Here is a 20,654-nt window from a genome sequence, read left to right as displayed (position 1 = left end):
TCAGCGGCCCCGCTCTCCCGGGATATGCAGCCACTCCCTCGAAGTATCACTAATTTGTCCGAACCACAGGAGTTTATAGAGATTGGTCTGCTTTGATGTGTATGCGGCTTTCGACAGCGCTCAACGAATACAAGCGGACTCGTCACGAGCGCTTTCCAGAAGAACGCAGGACTGTTTCAGGCTCTTTCTCCGGGCACGGTGATCGGCTCGTACACGTCGGCGAAGACGGCACGCTGAAGGACTATTCCGATTCGCTCTCCGGGCTCTCCGGTATTGACCGCTCCAGGCTCGGGGTTATGCTTGGGGACGAAACACGGTGGTTCAGTGACCTGGAAACGATCAGACAGCACTACTACCGCGAGACGCGGCTCGTCGAGACCGAATACGACGCGGGGTCGTTCACGGTCCACCAGTACGATCTGACGCTGGGCCGGGCCCACGTCACGCACGTCGCGATGCGCGGGGCGGTTCCACAGGACGCCAAGCTCGTGGCGTTCGTCACGCTGGCCCCCGACAGCAGCGACAGCGGCGTCGGCTCGCTGATTCACGAAGACGCCGGGCCAGACGACTCGCGCGTACTGGAGGTGTACCATCGGCGAGAGCACGATTACCTCGCCTCGTCGACCGGGCTGGACGCCGTCGCCGGACAGCGGCCGGAACGCCTCGCAGAGATACTCGACGGCAGCCCGATTGCGTTCCCGCGGTCGGAGCCAGTCGAGCGACGCGACCAGACCCGCCTCACCGGTGACTTCCTCGTGACCGCGCCGCTCGACCGGTCCGGTCGCAGCAAGGACACGACGCTCGTCAGCCAGCTTTCGAACCACGACGAGGTCGACCGGGAGACGGCACTCCTCGACCTCGCCGACTGTGTGAGAGAGCACACGACGTCTGACGATCTCCGGCAGGCCGGGCGGGAGCGAACGCGCATCGACGTGGCCGAATCGACACCGCGGTCAGATTCGATACGGATGGACCTGCGGGTGCTTGACCTGCTGTCCTCGCCGACCGGCGGTCGCATCGCCGCCCCGGAGTTCGACCCGTTCTACTCGAACTCCGGCGGCTACGGCTACGTCTGGTTCCGCGACGACGCCTCGGTCTCCCGGCATCTGCTCGAAGCCGGGTCCCGACTCGATATCGACACCGTCGAAATGTTGACCGAGAGCGCGGAGTTCCTCTGTGACAGCCAGCTTTCCGACGGGCGGTGGCCCCACCGAGTCTGGGCCGATACCGGGGCTATCGCGCCGGGCTGGGCCAACGCCAGAGTCGAGCACAACGCCGAATCACCGGAGTATCAGGCCGACCAGACTGCGACCGTCACCGCCTTCCTCGCGACACTGTTGCGAACACACCGCAGCAAGATGGACGCCGAACTGACGGCGATGGTTCGGGAGACAATCGATGCGGCCGTCGACACGCTCATCGAAGACATCGCGGCCAACGACCTGCCCGAGCCGTGTCAGAACGTCTGGGAGGACTCGGTCGGCCAGTTCACGCACACCACTGCGACGTTCATCGAGGCCTTCGCTGCGGTGACCCGCGCCCCCATGCCAGAGTCGGTTTGCGAGCGGAGCCTGGCGGCAGCCGACCGACTGCTTGACGGGCTGAATACCCTCTGGGACGATGACCTGGGCGTGTACGTGATGGGACTGACCAACGGGACGCCGGACCACCGCATCGACGCCGCGGGGCTCCACCTCGCGGACGCGCTACAGGAGTACGACAGCGTCGAGTCGACCTCGCTTGCTGACCAGCACATCATCCGCCTGGCCGACCACGTAAGTACGACGCTCGATACGCTCTTTCGGAACCCCACCGAGAGCCGGGTCGCGGGACTGGCCCGCTACGAGGGCGACCGCTGGCGGACCGGTCATCAGGACAGCGAGAAGGTCTGGACGGTTACGACGGCGATGGGGGCCCTCGCCGCCGCCCGCGTCGGCGACATGCTGAACGACCGCGACGGGAGCGGCGACGCCTACCTCGACCGCGCGAGCGACCTCTACGAACTACTCGACGACGACGGCCCGCTCACGTCCGATGCCGGCTACCTCGCCGAACAGGCCTTCGACGACGGCGACCTCGACAGCGCGACACCGCTTGGCTGGTCGCACGCGTTGCGGCTCCACGCGACTGCGCGTCTGGGAGACCTGAACGCGCTCCCCACGACATCGGCGGGAACCGAGGGGCCAAGCGAGCGCCCGACCTGGACGACCGGAGAGAAGTACGGCGTCGGCACCGTCGCCGACCACGACGAGCAAGACCCCTCGCGCGTGTGGTTCACGCTCACCGAGGGCGCGCTGACGGAGGCCCGCTACCCGCAGGTCGACCTGATGAACCTGCGGACGCTGGATTTCCTGGTCCGGTGTACGGACGAGACGGATTATGCCGTCCGGACCCATCGCGAGAACCGCCGGACCGACGACAGCGTCAGGCGACGCGTCGAACCCGTCGACGACGAGGCGCTCCTCTATCGCCACGTCTTCACCGAGACCGGGGACGGCCGGGGCCACGAGTGGACGCTGACCGTCGACTACGCGACCGACCCCGAACACGACGCCATCGTCGCCGACGTGTCCTTCAGCGCCGAGGACGGCAAGTCCTACGACGTGTTCTCCGTCGCCGACATCGCGCTCACCAGCACGGTGACCGAGGACCGCGCAATCAGATACGGCCAGCCAGGGAGCTACCACCTCGTCGGCCGGAACCCGCGGGCCTACACCGACGAGACGGACAACGACCTGCTCGTCGACGAGAACGGCGACGCCTACTCCATCGCCGTGGCGATGGCCGCGGCCGGGCGCTTCGACTGGGCCACCGTCGGCGCGGCCGGCAGCGACCGCCTCGACGGGCTGTACTCCGACGGTGACCTCCCGGACCCGGTCGAATCAATCGACGGGACGAACCTCGTCCTCATCGGGCGGCTGGACTCGGGAACCAGAGTCAGCGACACGGTCGCGCTCGGCTTCGCGCGGCAGGCCGACACCGCCGCCGCGCTGGGCGAAGCCGACGGCGCGCTCGACCGCGGCTACGAGACGGTCAGCGCCGAGTACGCCGACAGCTGGGCCGACTTCCTCTCGGACAAGCCACTCCCGGAGTCGGTCGCCGGCGACGAGGACCTGGCGAACCAGTACAGAACCGCGCTGATGACGCTGCTAGCGGTCGAGGACAAGACCTACCGCGGCGCGTCCATCGCCTCGCCGTCAGTGCCGTGGGGCGAGGCCGTCCACGCCGAGGAGCCCAAGGGCTACGGCTACAACTTCGTCTGGTCCCGGGACCTGTATCAGGTGTTCAGCGTGTTCGACGCCATCGGGTCGCTGGACATCGCCACGGAGCAACTGGAGTACATCTACGAGTACCAGCAGGACGAGGCCGGCTTCATCCCGCAGAACACCTACGTCAACGGGACGACCCGCTGGGGCGGCGAACAGATGGACAACATCTCGTTCCCGCAGGTGATGGCGTACCGCCTCGCCGAGGGCGGCGTCGACTTCGAGGACGTCGAGTACAGCTACGAGAACGTCCGGCGGTCGGCCGAGTACGTCGTCCGCCACGGCCCCGAAACGGCACAGGAGCGCTGGGAGGAGGAGGCCGGCTTCTCGCCGTCCTCGATTGCGGCCGAGATCGCCGGGCTCGCGTGTGCGGCGAAGCTCGCGCTCGACACTGGCCACGAGGCCGACGCGCTCGTCTGGCTGTCGCTGGCCGACCAGTGGGCGAACAACGTCGAGGCCTGGACCGCGACCGAGACCGGGACCGAACGCCACACCACCACGCCCTACTACACGCGGGTCACGCTCGATGGGAACCCCGAGATGGGCCACCTCCGCACGCTCGCCAACGACGGCCCGACGCTGGACGAACGCAACATCATCGACGGCGGCTTCCTCGAACTCGTCCGGCTGGGTGTCAAGCCCGATGACGACGAGACCATCCGGAACTCGCTCGTCGAGGTCGACGACACAATCAGCGTCGACACGGAGCATGCGCCCGGGTTCTACCGGTACAACGGCGACGGCTACGGCGAACGCGGCCGGGACGATCAGGGTGCGCCGTGGACGGTCGAACACAAGGGGAAGGGTCGCCTCTGGCCGCTGCTCACCGGCGAGCGCGCCGAGTACGAACTCCACCGTGACGACCCGGACATCCCGCCCGAGAACTGCCTCCGGATGATGCAGGACGTGGCGAACTCCGGCCGGATGATCGCCGAACAGATATGGGACCGGGGCCACGCGACCGACTACGACTGGGAGTTCGCCGAAGGGACCGGCTCGGCGACGCCGCTGGCGTGGTCGATGGCCCAGTACGTCCGGCTGGCGCATGGCATCAGCGCCGGCGAACCGGTCGAGACGCCCGCGTTCGTCGACGAGCGCTACCGCGAGCGCCGAGCCCACACGCCCGACCGCAGCCCCGCGCTCCGCGTCGACACGCAGTTCCGCGGGAACGAACTGGTCGTCTCCGGCGAGACGACCGGTGTCTGTGTCGTCGTCAAGACCCCTGCCGACATCACGTACATCCCCGTCGAAGACCGGGAGTTCGAAGTCGCGGTCGACGTCGACCCCGGTGAGAACCAGGTGATCGTTGCCGCCGCGGACGACGAGGACCTGGTAACCGCCGGGACAACCGTCTGGCAGCTCAACCTCTAGCCACTCCAACAAGTAGTTACCACTTTATAACTCGGGTCTGACTGTGGGATATGGACGCGATAGTTCTAGCTGGCGGCTACGCGACACGGCTGTGGCCGATCACCCGTCGTCGACCGAAGATGCTGCTCCCGGTCGGCGAGACGACGGTTATCGATGGAGTTCTGCAATCACTCGAAGCCGACGACCGAATCGAGACGACGTACCTGAGCACGAACGAGGCCTTCGCCGACGAGTTCGAGGCTCACATCGACGAGATGGGCTACGAGAAGGTCCAGCTCTCCGTCGAGAGCACAGCGGACGAAGACGAGAAGTTCGGCGTCGTCGGCGCGCTCGCGCAACTGATCGACCGCGAGGGTATCGACGACGACCTGTTTGTCATCGGTGGCGACAACCTCATCGGCTTCGACCCATCGGAGTTTCTGGATTTCTTCGAGGAGCGCGACGGGCCGGCACTCGCCGCCTACGACGTGGGCTCACGGGAGAAAGCCAAGTCCTACGGGCTCGTCGAACTCGACGGCGAGCGCGTCGTCGACTTCCAGGAGAAGCCTGACAACCCCAAGAGCACGCTCGTCTCGATTGCCTGCTACGCCTTCCCGGCCGATTCGCTCCGCTTCGAGGAGTACCTCTCGGGCGACAACAACCCCGACGAACCGGGCTGGTACATCGACTGGCTGCAACAGCAGGAGCCGGTGTCCGCGTTCACCTTCGACGACGTCTGGTTCGACATCGGGACGCCGGAGTCGTACTTCGAAACGGTCGAGTGGAAACTCGATGGCGGGTCGCTCATCCACCCCGACGCGACCGTCGAGAACTCCGAGATCGGTGACACCGTCCATGTGATGGCCGGGGCGGAAGTGACCGACAGCAGCCTCGACCGGGCCATCGTCTTCCCGGACGCCGAGGTCCACGACTGCGATATCGACGAAACGATTCTCGGTGAGGACGTCCACGTCGAGGGGTACAACATGTCCGGGTCGCTCATCATCAACCGCTGATGGCTCGCGGCGATGGGGCCACCGTTCGAGTACAGGACGCGACACGATTCGCCGCCAGCCACCACACCGCTGGCGAAGGACTAAGTGACACAGCGCCGTTTACTCGCCGTACGCAAGCTACTTGACAACATGGCACAATCAGAAACGGAGCCAGTCACGTTCGAGATGACAATCGACGACGGCCGGACCAGAATCGACGTCTCGGGCGACCGCGACACGGCCGTCGTGGTCCGCTCGAAATCGGGCGAGAAGATATACCTGCCGCCGGAGGACTTCGACCGCCCCCCAGAGGACAGGCAGACACCGTACGACAGCCCCTACCAGTCGGCTGACGGGACCGCCGACAGCCCCTATCGGACCCAAACCGATACGACATCCGTAACGGGGCTGGAGCCGACCGCCGACGGCTATCTGATCGTTCATCCGGAACCGGTCACGGACGTTCGCTTCCTCCGGTGAACGCCCGGCCACCGTCAGGCGTCGTTCAGAACCTCGTGGTAGAACTCGACGTGTTCGTCGGCTACTTCCTCCCAGGCCCGAACATCGTAGTCGATGGGTGTCGACAGCGATAGCGCGTGCTCGATCCCCTCGGCGATGGAGTCCGAATCGGGTTCGACTTCGATGACGCAGTCCTCGTTGAGGAGTTCGGCGGCCCCGCTCTCGCAGGCGACGACGCGCGTTCCAACCGAGAGCGCTTCGACGATTGTGATGCCGAACGGCTCCGCCAGCGAGGGCGAGACGAACAGGTCCGCGCTGTTGTAGTAGTCCCCGAGTTCCGACTGGGGGAGATACCCCGGGAAGTAGACTCGGTCCTCGACGCCCAGCAGCTCCGCGAACCGTTCGAGCTGTTCAGTGAGATGCCCCGAGCCACCGAGAACCAGGCTGACGTCGTCCCGACCGAGCTTCGAGAGCGCGTACAGCAGGTACGACAGCCCTTTCTGGTCGGTGTGTCGGCCGACGAAAAACAGCATCTTCCCGTCGATACCGAGTTCCGCTTTGATGTCCCGGCCCGTCGGCTCCACCGACGAGAACCCGTTGTAGATGACCGTCGAGTCGGCGTCGTACTGCTCGCGGATCCGTCGCTGCGTGAACTCGCTCACCGCGACGAGGTGGTCGGAGCGGTTGGCGACCCGCTGTTCCGTCTCGACTTCCCGCTGTGGCGGGGTCACGTTCCGGTCCGCCGACAGCGAGTGGAAGGTCGAGATCCATTCGACGTCGTGGGCCGATTTGGCTCGCGAACCGGGGTTGTAGCCGAACCAGTCGTTCGTGTGGATAATGTCGGCGTCGGCCGCCTCGTCGGCGAACTCCCCGGCCAGCCGGCCGATGCGGGTGATGATGTCGCCGCTTCCCGTCGAGACGCCGTGGATGCCGTCGCGGTCCGGCGGCGCGTACTCCGCGGGCAACACCAGTTCGAACTCGACGTCGTCTCTCGGTTCGAGCTGTTCGAACAGCTCCCCGATAGCGGTATCAAGCCCGCCGGTGATGTTGGGTGGGAACCCCCAGCCCAGCATCAGAACGTTCGGTGGCATCTCTGTAACTGGCTCTCTCACCATAGCATCAAATGGATACAATATATATGTTTGCGTGCGCCCTTCTCCGGCCCCGCAAGCAGACACGATGGCAGTCACCGACCCCGCCCATTGAAATGCCTGTCAGAGCAACAGGTGCGTATGCAATTCGAACGGCAGAGTGGCGTGTTTCTCCACCAAACGTCGCTCCCGGGACCGCACGGCATCGGCGACCTCGGTGCTGGTGCACGGGCGTTCGTCGACTTCCTCGACCGGGCCGACCAGTCGCTGTGGCAGTTCTGTCCCCTCGGTCCCACGGCGAGCATCCACGGAAACTCTCCGTACCAGTCGTCGTCCGCCTTCGCCGGAAACCCGCTGCTCATCGACCTCCGCGACCTCGTCGACCGCGGCTATCTCACAGCGGACGAGATCGACCCGCCTGAGGATTTCTCACAACAGCACGTCAAGTACGACCGCGTGACCGAGTTCAAGGAGGCCCGGCTCCGGGACGCGTACGAGAGCTTCGACGAGAGCGCAAGCGACGCGGACCAGCAGTCGTTCGCCGAGTTCTGCGAGCGCGAGGCCGGCTGGCTGGACGACTACGCGCTGTTCACGGCGCTGAAAGCCGAGTTCGACGATGCCGGCTGGATGGACTGGCCGGACGATATCAGAACGCGAGAGCCGGCGGCCGTGGAGCGATACCGGGACGAACTGGCCGACGACGTGCGCTACCACAAGTTCGTCCAGTGGTGCTTCGACAGCCAGTGGCAGGCGCTGGCCGAGTACGCGGCCGAGCGGGACATTGGCCTCGTCGGTGACCTTCCCATCTACGTCGGCCTCGACTCGGCGGATGTCTGGGCGTATCCAGAGGTGTTCCGACTCGACGACGACCACCACCCTGCAGCGGTGGCGGGCGTCCCGCCCAATCCCGGCGACGACGGCCAGCGGTGGGGGAACCCCGTCTACGACTGGGACGCCCTCCGTGCGAACGACTACGGCTGGTGGGTCGACCGCTTCGAACGGCTGTTCGACCTCGTCGACATCGCCCGCATCGACCACTTCAAGGGCTTCGACGAGTTCTGGTCGATTCCGGCCGAAGCGGACGACCCGGCCGCCGGGCAGTGGCGCGACGGCCCCGGCGCGCACTTCTTCGAGACGGTCAGGGACAGGCTCGGCGACCTGCCCTTTTTCGTCGAGGACCTGGGCTTTCTCGACGAGAGCATCGTCGCGCTCCGGGACCAGTTCGGCTTCCCCGGCATGCGCGTGCCGCAGTACGCCGACTGGTGCGAGGAGGGGCACATGTACCAGCCGATGCACTACCCGGAGTCTGCCGTCGGCTACACCTCGACCCACGATACCGACACCATCGTCGGCTACTATCGCGACCTTTCGGACCGCCAGCGCGACTGTCTCCACTACAACCTCGGCACCGACGGCGACGAAATCAACTGGGACCTCATCGAGGCGGTGTGGAACTCGAACGCCGTCGTCGCGATGACGACCATGCAGGACCTGCTCGGCCTCGACAGCGACGCCCGGTTCAACGTCCCCGGCACGGCGACCGGGAACTGGCAGTGGCGGGTGAGCGAAGCGGCCCTCGACGCCGATGTTGCCGAGCGGCTCCGCCAAGTCACCGACAGAACGATCCGCTAAATACCTTCAGAACTGGAGGATGCCGTCTTCCGTGACGACCGTATCGAGCAGCCGGGTCGGCGTCGCGTCGTAGCCCGGGTTCCCGATGTCGAACCCCTCCGGCGGTTCGAGCATCACGTCGGCCCCTTGCCGGAACGTGTTCCTGAAGGTGAAGCCGCTCCCGATGAACTTCGACGAGGTCCCGACGACGGTCACGGGGACGTCCATCTCGTTGGCCGTCGCGGCCAGCGGCAACGTTCCGATGCGGTTGTACACCACGTCGTCGATGAGGCAGTTCATCCCGACGAAGACGCGGTCGGCCTCCGAGAGGTAGTGGCCCGCCGCGCCGTCGACGATGAGCGTCACGTCGGCCCCGTCCCGGTCGGCCAACTGGCGGGCAGTCCGACGGCCCAGGAAATGCGGCCGCGACTCTCTGGCGTACAGGTGGAACTCCTTGCCGTCGTCAAGCGCCGCCATGAGCGTCGCCATCACCGTCGAGGAGTTCTCGTGAGTCACCAGCACGTCGCCGTCGTCGATGAGCGTCGCCGCCCGCTCCGCCGCGCGGTCCTTGCTGGTCTCGATTTCCGTGACGACCTCGTCGATTGTGTCGAGCAATCGCTCCTTGGCCTCTGAGACGGAGTCGGGGTCGGCGTCTTTCAGGTCCGTGACGATACGCTGCTGTGTGGTGTACAGCGGCGCGTGCGAGCGGTTCGCCCGCTGGAGCGCGCTGCTGTTGCGCTCGACCACGCGGAGGAAGTCCTCGACCGTGTGGCACTCGCGGTCTGTTAGCTCGCGGAGCGCCTTCGCAGCTTTCACGGCGGCAATCGAGGAACTCTGTGTCTCCATCTCCTCGATCTGCCGCACGGTCTCGTTTATCATGAGTGTACGTGCGGTTGCCTCCCTTATAACGCTACAGCCGGCTGACAGCCCGTTCCCGCGGCTTGCAACGGGCCACGACGGGCGTGGTCACACCGACCCGACCACGTCCTCGTCGGTCGGTCCCTGACCGTCGAACTCGGCCACGAGCGCATCCAACCGCTCCGGGTCGTCGACGCCCGGGAGCCTCCGGTCCGCAGTCCGGCAGTCTGCATCGACGCCGATGCCGTCACAGACGAGGTCGGCCGTCGCCTCGGCCATCTGCCGGTAGGTGGTCAGTTTACCGCCGACGATGCTCGCCATGTTGTCGACGCCGTCGTCGGCGTGGTCGAGCAGGAAGAAGCCACGCGAGATGCCGCGGCCGCCGCGCTCGTCCTCGTCTGGGGCGTACAACGGTCGGATGCCCCACCAGGTTCGGACCTCGGGGGCGTCTGCAACTGGCGGCAGCATCGCCGCACACTCTTCGATGCTCTCCTCGATTTCCCACTGCTCCGTCTCGTACTCGTCCGGGTCGCGGACGGGGACGCTCGTCGTTCCGAGGACAGCCTCGCGCTCGTGTGGGACGACGATGTCGCCGTCGTCGGGGTCCCGGCAGCGGTTGAGTACCGGCCCGAGGTCGTCGTACTCGACGGAGACCATCACGCCCCGCGTCGGTTGCATCTCGACGTCGAGGCCGGCCATCGCGGCGAACCGGCCCGCCCAGGCACCGGTCGCGTTGACGACGTAGTCGGCCTCGATGGTATCGCCGACCGCCCCGCCGACCCGCACGCCGGTTACCTGCCCGTCCGCCACGAGCACGTCTTCAACGGGCGCGTGTGGGTGAATGTCCGCGCCGTGTTCGCGGGCGTCTGCGGCGTTCGCGGCGACGAGCCGGGACGGGTAGATGACGGCGTCCGGGACTTCGAACGCGCGCTCGACCTCCGCGGCGAGGTCGGGCACCCGCTCTTGGGCTGCATCGCTGTCCAGCGTCTCTACGGGGATGCCGATATCCTCACAGGCCGCCCGCTTGGCCTCGAAGTAGTCGGGGTCGTCCTCGGCGAGCTGGACGAACAGGCCCCCGGTGTCACGGATGCAGGCCCCGGCGATGTCCTTGAGTATCCGGTTTTCGGTGATGCACTCCTCGGCACCGACCCGGTCTGCCTCGGCGTAGCGGGCACCGCTGTGCAGCAGTCCGTGCGAGCGTCCGGAGGTACCGCTTGTCAGCCCGTCACGCTCGACAAGCGTCACGTCGATGCCACGGAGTGCGAGGTCACGAGCGACGCCAGCGCCGGTCGCGCCACCACCGACGACGAGGACATCCGTCTCAATTGCCATGTGTCTGGTTAGGGTAGACGACGTAAGATTCCTCCGATACCGGGGGTTTCGACAACTGTGCGTCCAGTTTCATCGCCGGGAAACTGACCGGGGTCGGTGGACACGAACCCGGTAAAGTGCTACCGATCGAACGGGTGAGACACGGTTCCAGTAGCCGTCGTCGTCGGCTGTGTGACCGCGTAAATGGTGGCCGCTCCGTCTCTGCGTTGCTTACTGCACTTCTCTCCTCAGCAAGAACGCGACTCTCGATCAGATATCCTGTCCGGTCGGTCTAATCAGGAGTTCGTTCACGTCCACGCGGGCGGGCTGGCTCGTCGCGTACACGATGCCGCGAGCGATATCGTCGGGATGGAGCATCGGGAGGTCCATCTCCGCGAACCGCTCAAGCACCTGCTCGTCCGGAACGTGTGTCGCGAGTTCCGTATCGACCGCACCCGGTTCGATAACCGTCGTCCGGATGCCCTGTGTCGTCACTTCCTGCCGGACTGCCTCGGTGAACGCGTTCACCCCGAACTTTGTCGCGTTGTAGCCGCTCGAATCGGCCGAGGCTCGGCGTCCCGCGACGGAGGAGACGTTGACGACGTGGCCGCTCTCCTGCTCTTGCATGACCGGAAGCACTGCGTGGGTGAGGTTCATCAGTCCGAGCAGGTTCACCTCGACCATCTGCCGGAGGTTCGAGCGATCTGCCCGCTCCAGCGGTTCGAGGAGCATCACGCCGGCGTTGTTGACGAGGATGTCGATACGACCGTACTCGTCGGTCGTCGCGTCGACCAGCGACTCGATGTCGTCCTCGTCGGTCACGTCGGTCGGCACAACCAGTGCATCCCCGCCAGCCGATTCGATCCGGTCCGCCAGAGCCTCCAGCTCGTCAGCGCGGCGGGCCGCCAGCGCCACGCTCGCGCCCGCGTCGGCCAGCGCTTCCGCGGTCGCCTCACCGATTCCCGATGACGCGCCGGTTACAATCGCCACGTCGCCTGCAAGCCGCTGTGCGTCCTGGTCGTCTGCCGCAGATTCGTCTGACATCGCTGTGCAGTAGGTGCGATAGCCACGAGCGTCCTTTGCTTACTGATAAGCCCATTTATATACTTGCCGCGATAGCGCAGTCGAACAAGCTGGCGGCTACTGTGCGAGCGCGTTCCGGAACTGGTCGGGGCCGACTGTCGAACTGATGAGTTGTTTTTCGGCTCGACGCAAGAGGTCAGAGGCCGCGGCGGCCGACACGTCGAGTTTGTCGGCGAGTTCCGCTGTCGAGCACCGACGCGGTGAGTCGTAGTACCCCGAGGAGAGGGCGACGGACATCGCCCGATACTGCCTGTCCGTGAGGCCGAACTGGTCGCGTTCCCCGGGGTTCTCGGGGTCCGAAGCGATGTGCAGTAGTTCGAGCGGGATGTCGTTGACCGCACAGCGGTCCCGTAGCGCACTGAACGCGTCGTAGTCGGAGAACACCTTCTGTTCCCGTATCCCGTCGCCGGTCACCGTCGCATCCATCGCAACGCCCTCGAACTCCTCCGGGTCGTGTGACGCGATGAGATCCGGTGCGTTGTCGACGACCACCTTGTAGAACCAACCATCGGCCGTCTGCCCGATATCCGCCGCGTCGGTGATCTGTGGCCGCGCGTCGAGTTCTCGCTCGAAGGCGTCGCTGGAGCCAGCGTCGACGCTAACTGTAAGCAGCAGTCGTCCGTCTTCGAGGCCGACGGCGTTCGAAATCGAGAGTTCGCCGCTCGGAATCGAGTCTGCCACACCGACCAGCGGAAGCGTCTCGTCTGCGAGGAGGATTTCAGCAACGATGGCCATAGCGTGCCATCGGAGTCGACGTATATAGTCGCCAGCATCACGATTACAGGCGCACTGACAGCCCCGCTCCGGTTCGCAGCCGCTCAGTCAGAACTGGACGCTGTCTCACCACTCAGCAATCGCTGTAGCTGTTCGATTAACGAGCGGCTTGCGGGCTGCCCACGATACACCCGCACGGAATCGAAGCCCGCGTACCCGTGGTTCCCGGATTCGTCCCGCTCCCAGTACAGCCATGCTGTCTCCTCCCCACCATCGAAGCCCATCTCATCGACTGGGAACGTGAGAACGAGCGACGCCTGGCCGTCCTCAGCATCGTCGTCCGGTTCCCTGATCTCGCCATCCTCGACGGGGCGCGCCCCCTCGCCGTCTTCCAGCGCGAGACGCGAGCCGAACCGATAGCGGACGGCCCGTTCCGTGGGGTCGAAGGTCTCGCTGTCCCCGTCGCTGTTGACGAACTCTGACTGCTCGACTGCGACGGTGATGGTGTCGTGTTCCGACAGGTCGATGAAGTTCTCCGCGTTCTCGGGCTGGACGTCGACCGTGATCTCGACCGGGAAGTGGGCCGCCGCGACGCCGCTCAGGCGCGGAACCGCGGCCGCGGTCACTGCTGTGCCAAGTGTTCCTTTGAGGAGCCGTCGTCGTGTGGTAGTTGCCGATTTTGTGCTATCGTTGCTCGTCGCTGACTGCTTTCCTTTCATCCAAGTGAACTGAGCCGCTGGCACAGTTATGATAATTCTGGTGCATATCTCGAAACACCGAGTTATGGGAGAGAGCGGACCCGGAAGCGGGATCATATCTCCTAATTAGTGGTTTTTGATGTTATCAGACACCCCCTATTGTGCTCGTATGCCTCTATGCTGACAGAGTGTTTTCATGGTCTGTACTCCAACTCACATTCTCCATATAGGGAGATTATATTTTAATTAAATTCCGCAAAACTAAGTCTACAACTTTAAGTACAATAGCTAGTTTAAAACTGCGTATGACCGCACAGGCTGGCACGGAGACCGCACCGGTGGTTCCCGCACCGACGCCACCGGACGCCGCCGACGCCTGGTACGCGCCGGACGTTCGTGAGCAAGACGAGGTGTATCCGGGCGTCGTCGTGACCGTCCGACGGGAACGCAGCGGGTTCCGGTACGATGTCCGTGATCCGGTACTTTCAGCGGCAGAGGCTGACGCACTGTCGACTGTCGAATCACACTTCGCAGGTGCGAACATCGAGCGACCACGGACGCGTGAGGGGGCCGTCGAGCGGATGAACGGGGGGTTCGACGCGAAACACCGACGGGTCATCGACCGACTGATCGACGCGTCGCCGGCGAGCCGTCGTCGAATCGAGTACCACGCGCTCTCGTCGCTGGCGTGCTTCGACGACCTGACCCCGTACGCACTGGACTCCCGAATCGACGTTGCTGACGTGACCAACGACGGCGTCGTCGTCCATACCGACGATTACGCCCCGGCCGAGACCGACCTTGGCCCGGACCCGGCGTATCTGAACCGCTTCGCGAGCGAACGTGTCGAGCGCCACACCGTCCGGTTCCAGGGCTTCGAGATTCCGGTCGTCGTCTACCGCGAGCATCTCCTCGGTGCCGACCCGTTCACGACGAAGTACGCGGTCCGAGAGCCGGACCTGCTCCCCGGCGACGAGCAGCTCATCGAGGTGTGCAAGGAGCGCGTCTGGGAGACCGGCGTCGACGGCGTCGTCCAGGACCGTGTCGAGTTCGTACGGGAGCGTGCTCGCTCGCTCCTGGCCCGGCAGTTGACCGTCCGCAACACGACCGAATGGGTCGACGCCGTCCGCTACCGGCTCCGGTCGGCGCTGGCCGAACTCGACCTGGCCGTGCCACCGGTCGACCATCGGTTCGCCGACGACCGCCTCGACGACCTGCTGTACTACGTGCTTCGTGATCTCGTCGGCTACGGTAAGCTCACTGTCCCGATCCGGGACCACACGCTGGAAGACATCGAGGCGAACCGCGTCGACGAGCGCGTGAAGGTCCTCCCACGCGCCGATCTCGGCCACGACGGCCGGGTACCGACCAATCTCGCTTTCGACTCCGAGGCGGCCTTCGTCAACGTCGTCACGCAACTGGCCGCCGACGACGGCGTCGAACTCAACGCCTCGAACCCGAGCGCGAAGGTCAACATCGACCCGGACGGGGACGCCCTCCACGACGCCGACGACACCATCCGCTGTGCAGTTGCCTTACCGACTATCAGCGAAGGCGGTCCACACATCTCCATCCGCAAACAGTCGAGCGACGCGATGACGCCGGTCGACTTAGTCCAGCGGGACTCACTGCCGACGGAACTCGTCGCGCTACTGTGGCTCCTGTACGAGTCTCATGGCGTGGTCCTCTTTTCGGGACCCACGGGAGCCGGCAAAACGACCCTTATGAACGCGCATATGCCGTTTATCCCGTATCGGGACCGTCCCATCAGTATCGACGAAGGGTCGCGTGAGGTTCGGATTCCACACGAGACCGGCGTCTCGCTCACCACGAGAGACCACGAGCGGGACCACCGCCGCGTGACGATGGCCGACCTGATGACACAGTGCAATTACCTGAACCCCGATGTCGAGGTCATCGCGGAGATCAACACGGCCGCGTCGTTCGAAACCTTCGCTGAAACGCTCAACACCGGCCACGGCGTCATCGGGACGACCCACGCCGACGATATCGAGTCGCTGGTCAACCGCGTCATCGAGAAGGGCTTGCCGACCTACCTGCTCGAAGAGATCGACCTGGTCGTGTTCCCCCGCCACGTCGGCGGAGAGCGCTACGTCGGCGAAGTGGTCGAGTTCGTCGACGACCCATCGATGGTCGAGACCGAGGGCGACCGGAGCGGGACGATACACAAGGACGGGACGACCATCCACTGGAACAGCGTCTGCTGGCGGCGACCGGACGGAAGCTTCGAACTCGCCTACGACCACCCGCAGTTCGGCGACGAGCAGCGGCGGGTCGACACCGGCATTCTCGACCGACTTTCGGACCTCCGGGACGAACCAGTGTCGGCCGTCGAGGACGCGTTCCACCGCCGCCATCGCTACGTGCAGTATCTCGTCCAGGAGGGGCTGACCGACTTCGACGACCTGTTCGGCGTCCTGGCCGACTTAGAGACGAACGAGGCAGCGACCGTCGAGCGACTGCGGCGACAGGCCGGGACGCCCGACGACCCGCAACTGGAGGTCAGTACGGGTGACGACTGAGGGCGGCGGGACACTTGGCTTGCTCGACCGGGGCCTGTACGCTCTGTTTGCCCACCACGCCGAGGACGACCGGCACGCGAGCACCCGCGACCGCTACCGGGCCGCCTATCCGAGCGCCGGCTTCGGCGTCTACGTCGCCAGAGTGTACGGGCTGTCGTGGCTGGCGCTCGTTGTGGGTGTCGTCGGAACCGCGACGACAGCGATGCTCGTGCCGCCGGGGACCTTCGACTCGTTCGTCGCGGTGCTCCAGCAGAGCCTCCCGGTCATCAATCGGCTGGCGCTGCCGGAAGTCCCTCGACTTCTCGTGGCCACCGGCATCGGAACCGTCGCTGGACTCGCGCTCAAGCGGGGCGTGTTCGTCGCCGGGAACCGATATCTCTCGTGGGTCGCGAGCGCCCGGAGCGCCGACATCGCGGCCACGCTCCCCGGCGCAGTCCGATACCTCAGAGTGCTCGCCTCCGGAACCCACGACCGGCGCGAGATGCTCCGCGCCGTTGCCGAACAGGACGCATACGGCGAGACGGCGGTCGCCTTCCGGCGCGCGCTCAATCAGGGCATTCTCACCGGCAGTCTCGACACCGGTATCGAGCGGGTCGCAAGCGAAACCCCTTCACGGGACCTGCTTGCACCGTTTCTGCTGAAGTTCCGCGAACACGCGAACCAGAGCGCCGAGGCGCTTGAGGGGTACCTGGAGATGGAGGGCCGCTTACTCTCCCACGAGCAGAGCCGGCAGCACGAACGGGCGACCGGCTATCTCGAACTGCTTGCGGAGCTATTCGTCGTGTTGCTGGTGTTGCCGGCGCTCGTGGTTCTCATCGTCACTGTGATGGGCATTCTTGCGCCCGGCCTCTCCGAACCAGTTCCCACGCCGCTCGGCGAGACGACTGTCCGTGCCATCGTCGTCTACGGCAGTGCGGCGTTCGTGCTGGCCGCCGGCTTGCTGGCGGCCTTCGTCGTGGCTACGCTCCGGCCACGCAACACGGCCGCCCCGAGTTACAGCCTGCCGGACGGCCCCGTTGCGATACTCACAACCATCCCCTCGAATCCCGCGAGCGCACTCCTCGCCTGCGTGCCGCTAGGCGCCGTCGTCGCGGCCGGCCTCTGGTCGCTGGGCTACCGTCCGGTCAACGTCGCGCTCCTCTCGTATGCCACCGTTGGCGTCCCCGTCGGCGTGGTGACGGTCCGCCGGGCCAGAGCGGACGACGCGAAAGACCGAGAGATTCAGGACTTCGTTCACGCCGTCGCCGGCCACGTCGCGCTGGGCCGTCCGTTTCCCGAGGCAGTCCGGCGTGTCGCCGACGACGTGGAGCTCGGTGCGCTCGCCAGTGACGTCCAGTCGCTCGCGTTCACGCTCTCACTCGGTGACAGTCCCGGCGACTCCGCGGCCGACCGCCGGGCCGCGGCGCTTGACCAGTTCGTCGACCGTGTCGGCACGCCGATGGCCGAACAGACCATCGGGCTGGTCGTCGGCGCGCTGGATACGGGGAGCGATGCGGAGGACGTCTTCGAGACGCTCCAGACAGAGATAGGACAACTCTACCATCTGCGGAAATCCATCCGTTCGGCCCTGCTGGTCTACGTTGCGGTCGGCTGGACGACAGCACTGCTCGTTATCGGTATCACCGTCGCCGTCAACGTCTACGTCCTCGATAGCTTCGCACAACTGTCGGCAGTTTCGGGCGGCGCGAACATCGCGTTCGACCCGACTGCAATCAAACCCGCACGGGAGCAACATCGGTTCTACGTCGTCACGCAAGCGACGATGCTGGCCTGTGGCTGGTTCGCTGGCACGGCGAGTCGCGGGGCCTACGAAGCGCTGTTGCACTCTTCTGGACTGGTACTCATCGCCTACGTCGTCTTCGCGGGGGCTGGTCTGATTTGAGGTTCGACACTGACGCCCAGTCACACGTCGTCGGCGTGGTGTTGCTGCTGGGGCTGACCGTCGTCGCGCTCGGTGGACTGACGGCTGTCGTCGGAACCGTCGTCGACGGCCACACTGCGACTGCAGACGAGACCCGCGTCGCCAACACGTTCGAGACGGCGTTCCGGCCGGTCGAGCAGACGGGCCAGCAGACCGCTCGCGTCCGGTTCACGGAGGGGCGGCTGACGACGGTAGAGCGAGAACTCCGAGTCCTCAATGATTCCGGAGTTCAGCGGACGGTCCCCATCGACGCGATAGTGTACGACTCCGGCGACAACCGCGTTCGCTTTCTCGGCGGAAGCGTCGTGCGCGGCACGCAGGGTAACGCCTGGCTCGAATCGGACCCGCCGGTGACGGCGACGCGGGACGACACGGCGGTCATCGTCGGCGCACCGCTCGTCAACGCCAGCGGCGGCACGGTGTCCGGGGCCGGCGGTGTGTCTGCGGGCATTCGCCAGAACGTCAGCCACGAACGCGAACGGCTCCCGGCCGACAACTATAGCGTGGCTATCGAGACGGAGACGCCCCGTCCGTTCACCGAGTACTTCCAGCGTGTCGGTGCAACCACGCGAGTCAGGGATATCGACGGCGACGGCGTTCAGAGCGTCGTGGCGACGTTCCCGGGCCGCCGGACGCTGTATCTAGTTCGCCACGATATGCGGACGGAGGTGGGGCATGGATAATCGCGCGCTCAGCACTGTCGTCGAGAAACTGCTGAGCATGGGGCTCGTGCTGTTGTACATCGGACTAGTGACGACCACGCTGTACGGCGGCACTGTCCCAGCGTACCAATCCGCCGTCGGGGCGGAACTCGGCGACCGGACGCTCGCCGAAGCGACGGCCCGCGTCGAGCAGGCTATCCCGCCGGATGCTCGGACTGCCTCGGCAACTGTTCGGGTATCGCTGCCGGAGACCATCGACGGAGCAGGATACAGCATCCGGACTGACGGGGATGCTCTCGTCCTCGACCACCCTGATCCCGAAATCGGTGGCCGAACACAGCCATTGTTGCCCGACAGAGTCGATACCTTCGAAGGCGAGTGGCAGAGCGGCAGTCCGACCGTCGTCGCTGTCTCCGGAACGCGGGGGAGCGTGACGGTGACACTGGAGGCTGAGCGATGACCGCGCCGAACCGTCGCTGTGCCCATTCTACTCGCGCACAGACGTCGCTACCAGCGCTGGGCATCGCGCTCGTGCTGTTGACTGTCGTCACCGGACTGGGGGTCGCGATGGCTGACACCGCGATTGCCGGCGCGGACCGGACTCCTGACGAGCGTCGGGTCGCCGCCGCTATCGCTGACCGACTCGTCGCGACGGACGGGCCGCTGGCCGCCCGGAGCAACGTCCTCAACAAATCTCGGGTGGACGACTTCGACCAGTCGGCGTTGGAGGAGAGCGCACCGCCGGCCGGTGAGTACGCGGTCAGCGTCGAGTTGGCTGACGAGGAGATCGCACGTAGCGGCACGGTTCACAGCGGGACACGAATCAGCCGACTCGTCGTAGTCGAGTCTCGGGAGCAACGCACCCTCACGCCCGACCTCACGACGACCGACGCAGTGATGCTCCCCCGTCGGAGCGCGCAGGCCACTGTAACCATCGACCCGCCGGCCGGCACGACCGTCTGGACGGTCCGCACTAACGACCGGGTCGTCCTGCATAACCGAAGCGGGCTGGACGGCAGCTATGAGGTCCCACTGGTCCCTTACGAGACGACGGAACTGCGCTTCCAGCGCGCCGGCCGACTCGAACCCGGGAACGTGACCGTAGCGTACGACGCCCCGCAGTCGACGAAGGAAACCCTGGTGGTGACCGTCGATGCGTAGAGCCCAGCTGCCGCTGTCGCTCGTGGAAGTTGCCCTCGGGACAGTACTGATTCTCGGCGTCGCGCTCGGGTTTGCCCTGGGGACACCAGCGCCGGACCGGCAGGGGCCACAGCTCGACGCCTACGCCTCCGATACGGCGGCGCTGCTGGCTAACGACCCGCCGCGACACAGCGGAGCGACGCGACTGCAGGAGATCGTGTCGAGTCCGACGGCGTTCGACCGCGAACGGGACGCGCTTTCGAACCGGGTCGCCCGTATCCTGCCCGACAACGTCCTCTTCCGGGTCGAAACACCGCACGGAGCGGTCGGAACACCGACGCCACAGGGCGTCAGCACTGGGACCGCAACTGTACCGACAGGACACGGGAGTGTCCAAATCACCGTGTGGTACGCATGACCCGGCGCGGACAGCTAGTCCTCGTTGCGGCCACCGTTGTGGCTGTGGCACTTGTCCCGATTCTCTTTGCGTCCCTGCAACTGGGCTATCACGACGACGTTCGGGCGACGGCCGACTACGACGACGATCCCTCGGCTGACGCGCTTCGGGTCCTTGAGCGAGCCGTCGCGACAGAGAGCACGTCCATCCCGAGCCAGTACGCTTGGGCCGCGAACGATTCGGCAGTGACGGCCGTTCGGACGGGGTTGCAGCCTCGGCTCGACCGACTCCAGACCTCCCGAATCGAAGACGGTGTCCACTACAATATAACCTACAACGGTACTGCAACACGGCAGTGGAAAGACGTGAACTGTCCGTCCGGGCCGGACCGCCAGTTCGGGGACTGCGTCGCCGATCGCGGCGTCGTTGCTCAGGACCGGGTAGGCCGCACGCACGTTCTCGCCGTCGGCTTCGACGTGACGACGACAACCGAACGCGGCGAAACCACCGTCACCGTGGTTCTAGCGACCAGCGGTCAGTCCTCGCGGTGAGCGT

Annotated in this window: 17 protein-coding genes; 11 read left to right on the top strand and 6 right to left on the bottom strand. The window is 65.6% G+C overall.

Annotation, left to right across the window (positions count from 1 at the left end):
* Positions 1–101 precede the first annotated feature (101 nt).
* The 3 genes from VI340_RS11590 (at position 102) to VI340_RS11580 (ending at position 6,091) form a co-directional block, all read left to right on the top strand.
* Entirely contained in the window at positions 102–4,637 is a 4,536-nt protein-coding gene (locus VI340_RS11590; RefSeq protein ID WP_336358384.1) for a glycoside hydrolase family 15 protein, read from the top strand.
* 50 nt (positions 4,638–4,687) lie between these two features.
* The gene (locus VI340_RS11585; RefSeq protein ID WP_008308165.1) at positions 4,688–5,632 is read left to right on the top strand and encodes a sugar phosphate nucleotidyltransferase; all 945 of its coding nucleotides are present in this window, start codon (positions 4,688–4,690) and stop codon (positions 5,630–5,632) included.
* A gap of 129 nt (positions 5,633–5,761) precedes the next feature.
* Entirely contained in the window at positions 5,762–6,091 is a 330-nt protein-coding gene (locus tag VI340_RS11580; protein ID WP_008308167.1) for a DUF7510 family protein, read from the top strand.
* Positions 6,092–6,105: 14 nt separating this feature from the next.
* Here the strand turns inward: VI340_RS11580 and VI340_RS11575 are convergent, their stop codons facing one another.
* On the bottom strand, positions 6,106–7,161 hold the full coding sequence (locus VI340_RS11575) for a glycosyltransferase family 4 protein (RefSeq protein ID WP_336358383.1): 1,056 nt from the start codon (positions 7,159–7,161) through the stop codon (positions 6,106–6,108).
* Between the two features lie 135 nt (positions 7,162–7,296).
* Between VI340_RS11575 and malQ the strand changes: the two genes are divergently transcribed.
* Positions 7,297–8,793 carry a 4-alpha-glucanotransferase gene (malQ, locus tag VI340_RS11570; protein WP_080504280.1) on the top strand — a complete coding sequence of 499 codons (1,497 nt, stop codon included), beginning with the start codon at positions 7,297–7,299 and terminating at the stop codon, positions 8,791–8,793.
* Between the two features lie 6 nt (positions 8,794–8,799).
* Here the strand turns inward: malQ and VI340_RS11565 are convergent, their stop codons facing one another.
* The 5 genes from VI340_RS11565 to VI340_RS11545 form a co-directional block, all read right to left on the bottom strand.
* Positions 8,800–9,651: a translation initiation factor eIF-2B gene (locus VI340_RS11565; protein WP_336328996.1), complete on the bottom strand. Its 852-nt coding sequence runs from the start codon at positions 9,649–9,651 to the stop codon at positions 8,800–8,802.
* Between the two features lie 87 nt (positions 9,652–9,738).
* Positions 9,739–10,962, bottom strand: coding sequence for an FAD-dependent oxidoreductase (locus VI340_RS11560; protein WP_336358381.1), 1,224 nt, complete (start codon positions 10,960–10,962; stop codon positions 9,739–9,741).
* 249 nt (positions 10,963–11,211) lie between these two features.
* Positions 11,212–11,985: an SDR family oxidoreductase gene (locus VI340_RS11555; RefSeq protein ID WP_008308172.1), complete on the bottom strand. Its 774-nt coding sequence runs from the start codon at positions 11,983–11,985 to the stop codon at positions 11,212–11,214.
* A 96-nt stretch (positions 11,986–12,081) separates the two neighbouring features.
* A complete protein-coding gene (locus VI340_RS11550) occupies positions 12,082–12,759 on the bottom strand; it encodes a helix-turn-helix domain-containing protein (protein ID WP_008308173.1) in 678 nt (225 codons plus the stop codon).
* Between the two features lie 83 nt (positions 12,760–12,842).
* On the bottom strand, positions 12,843–13,364 hold the full coding sequence (locus tag VI340_RS11545) for a hypothetical protein (RefSeq protein WP_336358728.1): 522 nt from the start codon (positions 13,362–13,364) through the stop codon (positions 12,843–12,845).
* A gap of 377 nt (positions 13,365–13,741) precedes the next feature.
* On the opposite strand from VI340_RS11545, the gene VI340_RS11540 reads away from it, so the two are divergent.
* The 7 genes from VI340_RS11540 to VI340_RS11510 are packed head-to-tail and all read left to right on the top strand — an operon-like array spanning position 13,742 to position 20,650.
* On the top strand, positions 13,742–15,979 hold the full coding sequence (locus VI340_RS11540) for a type II/IV secretion system ATPase subunit (RefSeq protein WP_336328997.1): 2,238 nt from the start codon (positions 13,742–13,744) through the stop codon (positions 15,977–15,979).
* The gene (locus VI340_RS11535) at positions 15,969–17,861 is read left to right on the top strand and encodes a type II secretion system F family protein (protein WP_008308180.1); all 1,893 of its coding nucleotides are present in this window, start codon (positions 15,969–15,971) and stop codon (positions 17,859–17,861) included. The genes VI340_RS11540 and VI340_RS11535 overlap by 11 nt, the downstream gene beginning before the upstream one ends.
* Positions 17,858–18,583, top strand: coding sequence for a DUF7289 family protein (locus tag VI340_RS11530; protein WP_008308182.1), 726 nt, complete (start codon positions 17,858–17,860; stop codon positions 18,581–18,583). Before VI340_RS11535 ends, VI340_RS11530 begins: the two co-directional genes overlap by 4 nt.
* Positions 18,576–19,022, top strand: a complete 447-nt coding sequence (locus VI340_RS11525) for a DUF7266 family protein (RefSeq protein WP_008308184.1) — start codon at positions 18,576–18,578, stop codon at positions 19,020–19,022. Before VI340_RS11530 ends, VI340_RS11525 begins: the two co-directional genes overlap by 8 nt.
* The gene (locus VI340_RS11520; protein ID WP_336328998.1) at positions 19,019–19,723 is read left to right on the top strand and encodes a DUF7263 family protein; all 705 of its coding nucleotides are present in this window, start codon (positions 19,019–19,021) and stop codon (positions 19,721–19,723) included. Before VI340_RS11525 ends, VI340_RS11520 begins: the two co-directional genes overlap by 4 nt.
* Positions 19,716–20,120 (top strand): DUF7262 family protein, encoded by a 405-nt coding sequence (locus VI340_RS11515; protein ID WP_336358380.1) that lies wholly within the window; start codon positions 19,716–19,718, stop codon positions 20,118–20,120. The genes VI340_RS11520 and VI340_RS11515 overlap by 8 nt, the downstream gene beginning before the upstream one ends.
* Entirely contained in the window at positions 20,117–20,650 is a 534-nt protein-coding gene (locus VI340_RS11510) for a DUF7261 family protein (RefSeq protein ID WP_008308188.1), read from the top strand. Before VI340_RS11515 ends, VI340_RS11510 begins: the two co-directional genes overlap by 4 nt.
* Positions 20,651–20,654 lie beyond the last annotated feature (4 nt).

This window comes from Haloarcula sp. CGMCC 1.6347 (assembly GCF_037078395.1).
Classification (GTDB): domain Archaea; phylum Halobacteriota; class Halobacteria; order Halobacteriales; family Haloarculaceae; genus Haloarcula; species Haloarcula amylolytica.
Note: the sequence above shows the minus strand (reverse complement) of the source record. Positions and strands in the feature narration are given on the sequence as shown.

Bases quoted from the DNA above. Each gene is read 5' to 3' on its own strand.
- VI340_RS11540 (WP_336328997.1), top strand. From the start codon at position 13,742: ATGACCGCACAGGCTGGCACGGAGACCGCACCGGTGGTTCCCGCACCG.
- VI340_RS11510 (WP_008308188.1), top strand. From the start codon at position 20,117: ATGACCCGGCGCGGACAGCTAGTCCTCGTTGCGGCCACCGTTGTGGCT.
- VI340_RS11520 (WP_336328998.1), top strand. From the start codon at position 19,019: ATGACCGCGCCGAACCGTCGCTGTGCCCATTCTACTCGCGCACAGACG.
- VI340_RS11560 (WP_336358381.1), bottom strand. From the start codon at position 10,962: ATGGCAATTGAGACGGATGTCCTCGTCGTCGGTGGTGGCGCGACCGGC.
- VI340_RS11555 (WP_008308172.1), bottom strand. From the start codon at position 11,985: ATGTCAGACGAATCTGCGGCAGACGACCAGGACGCACAGCGGCTTGCA.
- VI340_RS11575 (WP_336358383.1), bottom strand. From the start codon at position 7,161: ATGCCACCGAACGTTCTGATGCTGGGCTGGGGGTTCCCACCCAACATC.
- VI340_RS11580 (WP_008308167.1), top strand. From the start codon at position 5,762: ATGGCACAATCAGAAACGGAGCCAGTCACGTTCGAGATGACAATCGAC.
- VI340_RS11550 (WP_008308173.1), bottom strand. From the start codon at position 12,759: ATGGCCATCGTTGCTGAAATCCTCCTCGCAGACGAGACGCTTCCGCTG.
- VI340_RS11565 (WP_336328996.1), bottom strand. From the start codon at position 9,651: ATGATAAACGAGACCGTGCGGCAGATCGAGGAGATGGAGACACAGAGT.
- VI340_RS11590 (WP_336358384.1), top strand. From the start codon at position 102: ATGCGGCTTTCGACAGCGCTCAACGAATACAAGCGGACTCGTCACGAG.
- VI340_RS11515 (WP_336358380.1), top strand. From the start codon at position 19,716: ATGCGTAGAGCCCAGCTGCCGCTGTCGCTCGTGGAAGTTGCCCTCGGG.
- VI340_RS11525 (WP_008308184.1), top strand. From the start codon at position 18,576: ATGGATAATCGCGCGCTCAGCACTGTCGTCGAGAAACTGCTGAGCATG.
- VI340_RS11585 (WP_008308165.1), top strand. From the start codon at position 4,688: ATGGACGCGATAGTTCTAGCTGGCGGCTACGCGACACGGCTGTGGCCG.